Here is a 12,804-nt window from a genome sequence, read left to right as displayed (position 1 = left end):
AAAGTCCTTCTTGAAATTGCCATCCTGTAGCGTCCTGTTTGAAATGTGAAATAATCTTAAAATTGGCTAATATTTTTATCATAATTTATATTTATACGAATTTCAATACGGATTCAAAAAAAATAAATGCATAAAATTTTTAATATGATATTTATATTTTTCGCATTGTAAATCAGTTACTTATATTGCTTTTTTGTTAAATAAAACACAAATATAAATATAAGATATTGATAGTTAGCAGGATACTACAGGATGCTGTGCCATTCCCTTCTAAATAAATTTGGTTAAACTAATTAATTAACCAAATTAAACTTTTTATGAAAAATAATTTTAATCTATTGCTGATTATAGCCCTGTTTGGATTATTCCATTCTGTGGGTTATGCGCAAGAAAAAGTGGTTACAGGAACAGTTACAGATCCATCCAAACTCTCGGTTCCGGGAGCAAATGTATTTGTAAAAGGTACGAAAAGAGCGGCCAGTACCGATTTTGATGGTAAATACAGTGTTAAGGTTTCAGAAGGAGAAACGCTGGTTTTTTCTTTCATAGGTTTTGTAACGAAAGAAGTAAAAATTGGAGCTTCAAATACTTACAACATTGTTTTAGATACTGAAAGTTCAAATTTAAATGAAGTTGTAGTTATTGGATACGGAACTCAAAAGAAAAAATTAACAACCGGAGCGATTTCGGGTATTAAAACAGAGAATTTTACCGAAAGACCTATTTCAAGAATCGATCAGGGATTAGTAGGGCAGGTAGCCGGAGTTCGTGTTAAGCAAACTACAGGTTTGCCGGGACAGCCTTTTAGTATCGAAATTCGTGGAGCAGGCTCTATTACGGCAGGAAACGAACCGCTGTATGTGGTAGATGGATTTCCAATTTATACCGAAGGATCAAACAGCAACGGAGGTTTTTCAAGCGGTAGTCCGCTCGATAATATGAACCCAAATGATGTGGCTTCGATCGAAGTATTAAAAGATGCAGCAGCAGCAGCAATCTATGGATCAAGAGCCTCAAACGGAGTTGTATTAATTACCACAAAAAGAGGTAAAATAGGAAAACCAAAATTTACGTTTAACACTTACGGAGGGGTTAATAAAGAAGCCAACAGAGTAGATATGTTATCGTCAGAAGAATGGATTGGCAGAGCCAAAACTATGATCGATTCACAATGGGTTGGTTCTGGTATTGCAGGTGCATCAGCGAGTCAAAACACGGCGCAGCGTATTGCGGCTTATAATGCAGTAAACCCAACCGCTCCGCTTACAACTGCAAATTCAAGATACTTCACCTATTTGTATGATGACAGATGGGATATGCCGGGACATCCTGGGTTAGATTATATCGATTGGCAGGATAAAGTTTTCCGCACAGGAGAATTTAGCAACTATCAATTGTCTGTTTCAGGAGCGACAGAAGCCGTAAATTATTACGTATCTGCCAATTACCAAAAAAATACCGGATATATCGTAGGTACTGATTATACTTTATTTTCTGCCAGAGCAAACGTTGATGTTAAGCTATCAGATACTTTTAAAATGGGAATCAATATAGCGCCTTCGTATTCTGTGAAAAATGATCCGGGTGTTGAAGGTAAAGACAATACATTATTTAAAGCCCTTACTGCAACTCCTGTTTTTGAAAGTGCATCAAATGCTGCCGGAGAAAAATATACCACAAGATATGCCTGGGGAAGCAGTACAACCAATATGCTAAATGCGTTGGCAAGAACAGGGAAAAACTCCATGTACAGAACTTTGATTTCTACTTATGCCAGTTATCAATTTGCAAAAGGTTTAACCTTTAAAAGCACAATCAATTTTGATAATTCAGATAATACCACTGAAAGTTATACACCAAATGATGTTCAGGCAAGTATTAGAGGTGCATACAACACCTACAGAAGACAAAATTTAGTAAATGAAAACACTTTAAACTACGATCAGTCTATTGGAAACCATAATTTCAATTTGCTGTTAGGTCAGTCATTTAGTTCCTATGAAATCATGAGATCTACCTTGTCGTCTGGTGCGCTTTACAACAGTTCTACTGTAGAAACATTGCCAACAGGATCATTAGGTTCTACAAATGCAGAAAAAAGTACATTACTTTCTTATTTTGCCAGATTACAATACAATTACAAAGAAAAATACCTGATTTCGGCCAGTATCAGACGTGATGGTTCTTCAAAATTTGGATCAGACAGACAATGGGGAGTATTTCCTTCACTTTCATTAGGCTGGAGAGTAAAACAGGAAGAATTTTTAAAAGAAGTTGACTGGCTTAGTGATTTAAAATTGAGAGCCAGTACAGGTATTAACGGAAGTAATAATATTGGAAGTTATGCTTCATATGCCACACTTGCCTCGTATAATTATTCAATTGGCGGAGCAGCTGCAATTGGTCAGGGCGCATCATCCATTGCTAACCCTTCTTTACACTGGGAAGAATCACGAAGTGTTGATGCAGGTATAGATTTCGGATTTATAAAAAACAGACTTTCAGGAACATTCGAAGTATATAGAAAAAACAACAGCGAATTGCTTTTAAGAGTTCCAATCGTTGGAGCAACCGGATTTACAAGTTATTTAACCAATGTTGGAGAAGTACAAAATCAGGGATGGGAATTTGAGATAAACTCCTTAAACGTAAAAACAAATAATTTCGAATGGAGAACATCTGCAAACATAAGCCATAACGAAAATAAAGTCCTGGCTTTAGGTCCGGATCAGTCTAAAATTGAAATCAGTAATTCGTTTGATGGAGGAGTTCCGTTTATAAAATTAGAAGTTGGCAAACCAATGTATACCATTTTCGGATTACAGCAAAATGGTGTAGTAACACAGGCTGATATCGATGGAGGCGGAACTACAATTGGAGGAAACAAACTAGTTCTTGGAGATCCGAGATATATTGACCAGAACGGAGATAAAAAAATCAACTCAGAAGATCGTGTAGATTTAGGTAATCCAACACCAAAATACACTTGGGGAATCACCAATACTTTTAAATATAAAGATGTTGATTTAAATATTTTGGTACAAGGACAAAATGGAGGATCAGTTTACGGATTAACAGGAAGAGCCATTGACCGTACCGGAATGGGATCTGTAGAAAATTCTCTAGACGTTGACCCGGCCGTAAGAGGAAACTGGAGAACTTCGTTTGGATATCAGGCAAACTCTGACTGGATGTATAAATCAGATTATGTAAGTATCAGAAGTATTTCAATAGGTTTTAACTTAAGAGAAGCTGTAAAAAGCTTTAGCAGAATCGACAATGCAAGGCTTTATATCACCGGAGAAAACTGGTTCAATTGGAACAAGTACAAAGTTGGTTTCAACCCGGAAGCCGTAAATACATCTGCAAGTTCAAATAGTGATTTTTCTGTACCGGTAGATTATGGAGGAGCACCTCTTGCAAAGTCACTTGTTTTAGGTCTTAACATTAATTTTAATTAAAAGAAAATGAAAAAATATATTTATTTAGCTGCAAGTGCTTTGGCATTATTTGCCTTTACCTCTTGCAATGATGAATTGACTCAGTTGCCTTTGTCTCAAGGAACAATAGAGAATTTTTATGCTACTCCGGGCGATTTCGTTCAGGCCAGAAATGCAACTTATTCTGTAGCTTTTCATGGTGCCGGAACTTATGGTTATGCCAACAGGGTTTTAAATTTAAGCGAAACCAGATCCGATAATTTATATGCCACTACAACCGCATCAAGAGAGTGGGAAGGAATTAATAGTTTTTACACCAACATTAGTTCAAATTCATACATAAAAGAAGCGTATACAAGCAATTATAATGCGATCAATAAAGCAAATCAGTTACTGGAAAAAATTGCAGAAAAAGGAGATCAGATTTTTACAAATCCTGCAGATAAAACAGCAATGGCTGCCGAAGCCCGTTTTTTAAGAGCATTTTGTTATTTTGATTTAATCAGATGGTTTGGTCGTGTTCCTTTAATCGAAAGAACATTGACAGCTCCCGAAGCTGCCAAAATACCAAGAACTCCGGTAACAGAAGTTTATGATTTTATAATATCAGACCTTGAACAGGCTATTCCTGATCTTCCTCCGTCATACGATGCCGCAAACTACGGAAGAGTTTCTAAATACGGAGCAAAAGCATTATTAGGCCTTGTTTACATGACACGCTCAAGTCCAACCTACGGAATTGACGGCGCCACACTAGGCTTAAACGAATGGGATAAAGCCTATCAGCAATTAAATGATATAAAAACAAGTGGTGTATACGTGTTTGGAGCAGATTATGATGCTATTTTTAAAGTAGAAGGAAATGCAAACAAAGAAAATGTTTTAACTATTCCGTACACACAAAGTTTGCCGCTTAGTGTAGGAGGTAATTTTATGGTCGAACTAGGCTATGAACCTTATTTTGCTTCTTTCAATTTATCAGCACAGGGATCATTGGAAGCCAAAGAAATTTCTACCGAGTTCTTAAACATGTTTGCAGCAAACGATAAAAGAAAAACTTTCGGTATAGCAACAAGTTATACAGTAGCTTCAGGAACATACAAAGGAAGTTACACACTACCCGTTTTCAAAAAATATATTGATCCAACAAGATACGGAAACGGTCGTGAAGACTGGGGTGTAGACTTTATGGTAATTCGCTATACAGATGTATTAATGATGATGGCCGAATGTACGCTTCACGGTGGCGGAGGCTCGCAGGCCGATGTTGATGCCATTGTAAATCAGGTTAGAACAAGAGCAGGTGTAACGGCAAATGCTGCAAATATTACCTTAGATGAATTGTTTGCAGAAAGAAGAAAAGAATTTTTCTCTGAAGGAAACAGATGGTTCGATTTAATCAGATCTGGTAAAGCAGTAGAAATAATGAATGCCTGGAAAGCAGTTGAAGATACAGATGGAAAAATAAGAACAATAGATAACAATGCGTTGATTTACCCAATTCCGTTGTCTGAAATACTTGCCGTTCCCGGACTTTATGATCAGAATATTGGTTACGACTAAAAAAACTTTGCCCCCAATTTTTTTTATATTTTGTTTTTTTTGAAAAAAGCTGTCTCTTTTGACAGCTTTTTTGCATTTTTCGAATACTAAATAAACAGGAAAGCACAGGATGCTTTTTGTGTTTAATTATTTTAAATTTAAACTTCAGGATTTAATAACGCAATGCCAATGATTTACTTAAAAAAGCTTCTTTTATTTTTATTGATATTTAGCGCAAAATTCTCCCTTACAGCTCAGGTCAAACTACCTGCTTTAGTAAGTGATAATATGGTTTTACAGCAAAACGCAAAAGTTAATTTATGGGGATGGGCATCTCCAAACGAAAAAATAAACATTCAGTTAGGATGGTCAGATACGGCAATAGAAACGACAGCAAACGCCGATGGAAATTGGAAAGTAACCGTTGATACACCAGGCGGAAGTGAAAAAGGATATACAATTACCATAAACGCAAATAATAAAATTGTACTAAACAATATTTTAATTGGCGAAGTCTGGATTTGTTCCGGACAATCAAATATGTATTTCCCTGTGGGAAAAGAAGAAGGAACCTGGAAAACCGGAGTTAAAAATTATCAGGAAGAAGTTAAAAATGCCTTATTTCCCAATATCAGGTTATTTACGGTTTTAACCAATGCCTCACCAAAACCTCTTGATGATGTAATTGGTTCCTGGAAACAATGTTCGCCCGAAAGCATCAATACATTTTCTGCCGTGGCTTATTTTTTCGGAAGAGAATTGTATCAAAAACTAAACGTACCAATCGGATTAATTTCAACTTCATGGGGAGGAACAAAAGCAGAAGCCTGGACGTCTCAAAATGTGTTGGAAAAAAATGTCTCTTTTTTGCCGATTTTACAGCAAGATGCTAAAAATGAAAAATTGTATCAGGAAAAACTCGAAGCCTATTATTTAGCTTCCATAAACCAACAAATGGCAAGCGCTGCAAATGCTCCAAAATTGGAATTAAAAAAGCCAAAAAAAGAAGCCAATAAAACGTCGTATGTGCTTTATAATGCCATGTTATACCCGTTAATTAATTACACAATAAAAGGCGTAATCTGGTATCAGGGCGAAAGCAATTCCGGTCAGGCAAATTTATACCGAACCTTATTTCCGGCAATGGTAAAAAACTGGCGAGACGATTGGAAACAAGGAGATTTCCCTTTTTATTATGTACAAATAACACCTCATAAAGGACAAACTCCCAACATTCGAGAAGCACAATTATTTTCTTTAAAAACGATATCAAATAGCGGAATGGTGGTTACCACAGATGTTGGCGACGCAAACAACATTCACCCAATAGATAAACAAACCGTTGGGCATCGCCTTGCTTTATTGGCTCGGGGCAAAACTTATAACGAAAACAAATTAGTGTATTCAGGACCCATTTACAATCACATGAAAATCAAGAAACAAAAAGTTCAATTGTTTTTTGATTATGCCGATTCGGGTTTGAAGAAAGAAGGAGAAAGTTTAAAAGAATTTGAAATTGCCGGAGAAAATCAAATTTTTTATCCCGCCGACGCCAAAATTGAGGGAAAAACAATTGTAGTTTCTTCATCAAAAGTAAAAAATCCCGCAGCCGTTCGTTTTGCATGGAAAGCAGTTCCCGAACCCAATTTATTCAATAATGAAAACCTGCCCGCATCGCCTTTCAGAACAGATGATTGGGTTGATAAAGTTGAGAAAAAATAAATATAGCCACAGATTAAAGGATTAAAAAGATTAATATAAATCTGCTTAATCTGTCAAATCAGCGTAATAAATCTAAAATCTAAAGTCTAAAATCTGAAATCTAAAAATGAACAGAAGAAAATTTATAATCGGAAATTCCCTCGCGTTAATGGCTTTATGTTTGCCATTTCCCGTCAGAAGCAATATTTTTTCGGAAGATCCAAAACTTTCAGATTTTGAAAAAAGGCTTCGACCAGTAGGACGCGCACTCGAATTTGAAGATTATTATGTTTGGTGCAACAGTCCGATTGAAGGTCCGGATGGAAAAATCCATGTGTTTTTTTCGAGGTGGAAAAAATCAAAAGGAATGAGTGGCTGGATCAATAGTTCAGAAATTGCACATGCCGTTGCCGATAAACCCGAAGGGCCATACGAATATATAAGTACCATTTTGGCACCGCGAGGAGAAGGATTTTGGGACGCCACAACCTGCCATAATCCAAGTATCCATTTTGTAGACGGAAAATATGCCTTGTTTTTTATGGGAAATTCTAACGGAAAAATGGATACCAAACGCATTGGTTTAGCAACTTCAGATTCACTTTATGGCCCTTGGAAAAGACCCGATAAACCTTTATTGTTACCGGGAGAAAAAGGAGAATGGGACGATCTTTTAACCACAAACCCATCCTTTTTAAAACATCCAAACGGCGAATATTGGCTGTATTATAAATCATTGGATACAGAAAATTATGTGCATCCAAAATTTGAAATCAAAGGAAATAGAAAATACGGGTTGGCGATTTCAAAAACCCTTGAAGGTCCTTATATTAAATATGAAAACAATCCGCTAATTGATTTTTCTAAACTAGGAAATAACCAGCAATGCGAAGATGCTTTTGTATGGTACGAAAATAAGAAATTTAAAATGTTGGCTAGAGATATGGGCGTTTTCGGCATCGATCACGGACTTTATATGGATTCTGACGATGGCATACACTGGAGCGATCCTTCAATAGCCTATCAGCCACTGGATAAATACATAAAACAGCCCGAAGCACCCAAACATTTAAACCGATATGGCCGCGTAGAACGTCCGCAATTATTGTTTCAAAATGGCAAAGCAACCTATTTATTTACTGCTTCTCAGGGAGGGAAATACGAAACAGCTTCGGCTTTTATTTTTAGAATAGTATAAAATGATTAAATTGTTATGATAAACAAACAGCATAAACAAATAAATAATGAAAACTAAATTATATTTCCCAATAGCATTTACGGCATTGGTTTTTGCAAGCTCTAACGCACAACAAAAAACAGCCGGAAACAAAATTGTTTTAAAGAATTCTTCAAAAATAGAATTGTCTCAAAAAGCAATTTCAATCAAAAGAAATCAGCTTTCTATTAAAGATGAAACAGGTCAATATCCAATTTTGATTTATAAAAAAGATACAATTCCGGCGCAGGTAAATGATCTTGATGGAGACGGGAAATGGGATGAATTATTTTTAGTTGCTGATTTTTCTCCAAACGAAAGCAAAACCCTAGAACTAAAATGGGCGAAAACAGATCCTAAATTCCCCATAAAAACAAGTGTTCGTTTTGGAAAAAGAGAAGGAAAAGACATGCCGGTTCATCCAGATACACAAGAAGTTTTGATGGCAAATCAGATACATAAAAAATTAGGATATCAAAAATACCAAACCGACGGACCAACCTGGGAAAATGACAAAGTAGGCTTTAGGCATTATTTAGACGGAAGAAATTCTAAAGATGTTTTCGGAAAAAAATTACCGGGAATAACTCCTGAAGATGTTGGAATTAACAGCAAAGGTGCCGTTGAAGATAATTATCATGTTATGTACGATTGGGGAAGAGATATTTTTCCCGTTGGAAATTCGGCAGGATTAGGTGGTTTTGCTTTATTAAAAGAGGATAAAATCAACAGACTCGGAATTATCGCCAATGACACTGTAAATAATATCGAAAAAACAACTTTCAAAATCGTGAGCGAAGGTCCGGTAAACTCCCTTTTAAGCTATAATTATCACAACTGGAAAATAGACGGAAATAATTACGACGCACAAGAAACTTCTTCGATCTGGCCAGGAATGTATGGATATAAAAACACTGTTTCTTTAAATGGTTTAAAAGGAAACGAAACGTTGCTTATAACGCTTTCTAACTTAAACAATAAAAACCCATTGCAAGTAATTGATTCAGGAGATTTTGTGTGTTTTATACAGCATGATAAACTAACCTACGATCGCCAATGGATTTTAGGTACAGCCATAATTATTCCGAAAGATGTTTATAAAGGATATATCGAAGCACCAAAAACTGGACAATTAACAGATTCATATCTAATAAAATTAAACGTAAAAAATAATCAGCAAATTAGTTATTACCCAATCGCCGCATGGGAATTAAGTGCAGATAAAAACTTTAAAGATTCAGCTTATTTTACCAGCTATGTTACAGATGTAGCGAAGCAGCTTTCAGCAAAAATTAAAGTTGAGGTGAAATAACCACAAAAAAACAACTAACTACTAACACTAACCAAAAAAATGAAAAAAATCCTAACGATAATAATCGCCATTCTCGCTTTCACGCAAGTGTTATTATCCCAAAATTACGCAAACGATAAATTCCCGGACGGAACAACAATTTCAAATTGGTTTAAAGATAATACTAAACTGCAGCTAAAAGATTTAGGCAAGCAATACGCCATCACAGATTTTGACGTAAGTAAAGACAGCACCAAAATTCAAACCACAGCAATTCAAAAAGTAATTGATAAAGCCGCGGCAAATGGCGGAGGTGTAATTGTAATTCCGAAAGGAGTTTATTTAAGCGGAGCTTTATTTTTTAAACCCAAAACAGCTTTGTACGTTTCAGAAGGAGGAGTTTTAAAAGGCTCAGATAATATTGCTGATTTTCCGATAATGCCATCGAGAATGGAAGGACAAAATCTGGATTATTTTCCGGCTTTGGTAAACGCTTACGGAGTTGATAATTTCTCGATTTCGGGAAAAGGAACCATCAACGGAAACGGAAAAAAATATTGGGAAGCATTCTGGCAAAGACGAAAAGAAAACCCAAAATGCACCAATCTTGAAGTTTCAAGACCAAGATTAGTTTTTGTATGGAATTCAAACAATGTACAATTGCAAGATGTAAAACTCATTAATTCAGGTTTTTGGACAAATCATTTTTACAAATGCAATAATGTAAAAATGCTTGATTTGTATATATTTTCACCGCATGTTGGCGTAAAAGCACCAAGTACAGATGCCATTGATATTGATATCTGCACTAATTTTTTAGTAAAAGGCTGTTATCTGTCGGTTAACGATGATGCGATTGCCTTAAAAGGAGGAAAAGGACCGTATGCAGATCAGGATAAAAACAACGGACCAAATGCGAATATAATTATAGAAGACTGTAATTTCGGATTCTGTCATTCTTCTTTGACAAACGGAAGCGAATCAATTCATAACAGAAATGTAATTATGCGCAATTGTAAAATAGACGGCGCATCAAGAATGTTATGGCTTAAAATGCGCCCAGATACACCACAGCGCTATGAGTACATAAGAGTTGAAGATATTAAAGGAGAAGCAAAAACAGGTTTGGCCGTTTTTGCCTGGAAACAATTTTTTGATTTAAAAGGACGAAAAGATATTCCGCTTTCATACGGAGACAATATCACCTTAAAAAATATAGATTTAAAGTGTGAGACTTTTTACGGAGTTGAAAATGATCCGAATGTTCGTTTATCCAATTTTACGTTCGAAAATTTAAACATTGAAAGCGTTAAAACAAGTATAGACAAAAGTTTAATAAGCGGCGTAATATTTAAAAATGTCTATGTAAACAAACAATTAGTTGATTAGGCTGAAGAAGCACATAGATGTAAGAGTTTACGGTTGTATTGACTTTTGAGCATAATTTGTACTATAAAAAATGTCTGAAAATTGCCATTATACGGTGATTACTAAGTGATAAGGATAAAATTTTCTCAAAAAAGTTATTTTTGTAATGAATTGATAATGAATGATGAAGAAGATTAGTTAATCAAATATTAACTTTCGGAACAAAATGAGTGATAATTTTAACACTAAAGTTGCGTTATCTTTCAAGCAAACTTTTATTTTTGCGCCTTAATTTAACAAGTATAAGCATGAAAGATCTATTAGTAAAAATCAACGCCGAAATCGACACATTCAAAGCAGAGGCTGAATCATTAACTGAAAAAGGAGTTAAAGCTGCTGGACCTAGAGCTCGTAAAGCAACTTTAGAAATTGAAAAACTTTTAAAAGAATTCAGAAAAGTTTCTATCGAAGAATCAAAAAAATAATCTTTTTTGAACTAAAAAGATAAAACCTCGTTTAAGCAATTAAACGAGGTTTTCTTTTTTAATTATGAGTTATTAGTTATGAATTATGAGTTTTTAGTTTAGTGATAAAATAATTCATAACTCATAATTCATAACCTAACTTTTTAATGCTTTCTGCGACGGTTTGTGCATTTAGTTTTGCACCCTCAAAACCAGTGTGAGTGTGATCTTTTGGAAAAAAGGCTTTTACTTTTTCTTTTCCTAAAGCTTCGTATTTTAATGCTACAATTTCATTTAAATCGATATAAAGAACACCTTCCTTATCAGCCGCTTCTTTCGACCATTTTCCATAAGTTTCTGTTCGTCTTTCAACTTTATCGTTGGGCCATTCGTTTCTTGGAGTTTGACTTAATACAATTACAACCGCACCTTTTTCTTTGGCTTCGCGAATAAATTTCTCCATGTACCAGCCAAAAGTATGAACAATTTCTTTTGATCCGTCCGGCAGAACAACTTCCTGAGTTTCATTTCCATTTCCTTTTAAAGAACCTCTGAATTTTTCCTTATCAACAGCTCCCGCATCATTATGACCAAACTGAATTAAGACAAAATTTCCGGACTGTAATTGGTTTTTAACCTCATTCCAAAGGCCTTCGTGATCAAAAGTTCTTGTACTTCTTCCGCCTCGTGCTTTATTAATAACTTCAATTCTGGTGGTATCGCAAAATGTAGGAAAAGTGACGCCCCAGCCTACAGCATTTTCATCGTTATTATTTGCCATGGTAGAATCTCCAATTAAGAAAACTTTTTTCTTTGGAGGAAAAACAATTTTTGGATCTTTCAAAATATAATTTTTCAGGGAATTTTTACTTTCCCTTAATTCATTAATAATAACAGAAGCCGAAAGTACAGCACCTTTTGCCGAGGTATGCGTATGATCTTTTTTGTAGAAATAAGTTCCCGTTACTTTTGGTTCACCCAGTTTTTCCATTTCCAAAGCCATTTTATTATTCAAATCAATAAAAGTGACTTTTTCTTTCTCGGCAATTTGTTTTGCCCATAATCCGTATGAAGTATTGTTGCGTGGAACTTTACCGTTTTTCCAATCGTTTCTTGGAATTGGCGAACAAATTATCGGAATCGCTCCTTTTGATTTTGCTTCGTTAACTATTTTCTGAATATACCAGCCGTAAGTATGCACGGTTTCATGTTTTTTGGTCAGGATATTATCAATTTCCTGCGTTTCATTTCCAATGCCTTTAATCGTTCCGCGTGCACGAAGACTATCATTTATTGGTCCGTCGTCATTATGTCCAAACTGAATCAAAACATAATCGCCTTTTTTTAATTTGTTTAAAACCGGTGTCCATAAACCTTTATCCTGAAAAGTTCTGCTGCTTGTTCCGCCCAAGGCATGGTTTTCTACGCTAACTTTTGTAGTGTCCAAAAACTGACCAATATAATCTCCCCAGCCCCAAAGTCCGCCCGCTCCGTCACCCTTGCCATTTTTTACGGTAGAATCTCCGACCATAAAAACAGTTTGTTTGGAGTTTTGATTTTTTGAGAAACTGAAAAGTAACAAAGCGAGAGAAAGGACAGAAAAAATTTTAATTGATTTCATGAATGAGATAATTTGTCAATTAGATAATTAGATAATGTGAAGCTCTGGCTTTTTCAAAGTTTTTAAACTTTGAAAAAGCCAAGTAAACCTGAAACCTGAAACCTGAAACCTGAAACCTGAAACCTGAAACCTGAAACCTGAAACCTGAAACCTGAAACCTG

General features: G+C 35.4%; 8 protein-coding genes. 7 read left to right on the top strand and 1 reads right to left on the bottom strand.

The genetic code is table 11. From position 1 onward, the window contains the following. The first annotated feature begins 317 nt into the window (after nt 1-317). The 7 genes from AC4FQ3_RS20600 (at nt 318) to AC4FQ3_RS20570 (ending at nt 11,043) form a co-directional block, all read left to right on the top strand. Nucleotides 318-3,461, top strand: coding sequence for a SusC/RagA family TonB-linked outer membrane protein (locus AC4FQ3_RS20600; RefSeq protein ID WP_491183109.1), 3,144 nt, complete (start codon nt 318-320; stop codon nt 3,459-3,461). 6 nt (nt 3,462-3,467) lie between these two features. After that, a complete protein-coding gene (locus tag AC4FQ3_RS20595; RefSeq protein WP_491183108.1) occupies nt 3,468-5,003 on the top strand; it encodes a RagB/SusD family nutrient uptake outer membrane protein in 1,536 nt (511 codons plus the stop codon). A 168-nt stretch (nt 5,004-5,171) separates the two neighbouring features. After that, entirely contained in the window at nt 5,172-6,704 is a 1,533-nt protein-coding gene (locus AC4FQ3_RS20590; RefSeq protein ID WP_491183107.1) for a sialate O-acetylesterase, read from the top strand. 106 nt (nt 6,705-6,810) lie between these two features. After that, nucleotides 6,811-7,881 carry a glycoside hydrolase family protein gene (locus tag AC4FQ3_RS20585; RefSeq protein WP_491183106.1) on the top strand — a complete coding sequence of 357 codons (1,071 nt, stop codon included), beginning with the start codon at nt 6,811-6,813 and terminating at the stop codon, nt 7,879-7,881. A gap of 46 nt (nt 7,882-7,927) precedes the next feature. Next, the gene (locus tag AC4FQ3_RS20580) at nt 7,928-9,211 is read left to right on the top strand and encodes a DUF4861 domain-containing protein (protein WP_491183105.1); all 1,284 of its coding nucleotides are present in this window, start codon (nt 7,928-7,930) and stop codon (nt 9,209-9,211) included. A 39-nt stretch (nt 9,212-9,250) separates the two neighbouring features. Further along, the gene (locus tag AC4FQ3_RS20575; RefSeq protein ID WP_491183104.1) at nt 9,251-10,579 is read left to right on the top strand and encodes a rhamnogalacturonidase; all 1,329 of its coding nucleotides are present in this window, start codon (nt 9,251-9,253) and stop codon (nt 10,577-10,579) included. Between the two features lie 287 nt (nt 10,580-10,866). Next, complete coding sequence (locus tag AC4FQ3_RS20570; protein ID WP_042566514.1) at nt 10,867-11,043, top strand: histone H1; 177 nt, start codon at nt 10,867-10,869, stop codon at nt 11,041-11,043. Between the two features lie 121 nt (nt 11,044-11,164). Here the strand turns inward: AC4FQ3_RS20570 and AC4FQ3_RS20565 are convergent, their stop codons facing one another. Beyond that, complete coding sequence (locus tag AC4FQ3_RS20565; RefSeq protein WP_491183103.1) at nt 11,165-12,553, bottom strand: rhamnogalacturonan acetylesterase; 1,389 nt, start codon at nt 12,551-12,553, stop codon at nt 11,165-11,167. Between the last annotated feature and the right edge of the window lie 251 nt (nt 12,554-12,804).

Source organism: Flavobacterium sp. AK-345, from assembly GCF_058310175.1.
This window is presented reverse-complemented; position numbering and strand designations above follow the sequence as displayed.

Bases quoted from the DNA above. Each gene is read 5' to 3' on its own strand.
- AC4FQ3_RS20575 (WP_491183104.1), top strand. From the start codon at position 9,251: ATGAAAAAAATCCTAACGATAATAATCGCCATTCTCGCTTTCACGCAA.
- AC4FQ3_RS20600 (WP_491183109.1), top strand. From the start codon at position 318: ATGAAAAATAATTTTAATCTATTGCTGATTATAGCCCTGTTTGGATTA.
- AC4FQ3_RS20570 (WP_042566514.1), top strand. From the start codon at position 10,867: ATGAAAGATCTATTAGTAAAAATCAACGCCGAAATCGACACATTCAAA.
- AC4FQ3_RS20565 (WP_491183103.1), bottom strand. From the start codon at position 12,553: ATGGTCGGAGATTCTACCGTAAAAAATGGCAAGGGTGACGGAGCGGGC.
- AC4FQ3_RS20595 (WP_491183108.1), top strand. From the start codon at position 3,468: ATGAAAAAATATATTTATTTAGCTGCAAGTGCTTTGGCATTATTTGCC.
- AC4FQ3_RS20590 (WP_491183107.1), top strand. From the start codon at position 5,172: ATGATTTACTTAAAAAAGCTTCTTTTATTTTTATTGATATTTAGCGCA.
- AC4FQ3_RS20580 (WP_491183105.1), top strand. From the start codon at position 7,928: ATGAAAACTAAATTATATTTCCCAATAGCATTTACGGCATTGGTTTTT.
- AC4FQ3_RS20585 (WP_491183106.1), top strand. From the start codon at position 6,811: ATGAACAGAAGAAAATTTATAATCGGAAATTCCCTCGCGTTAATGGCT.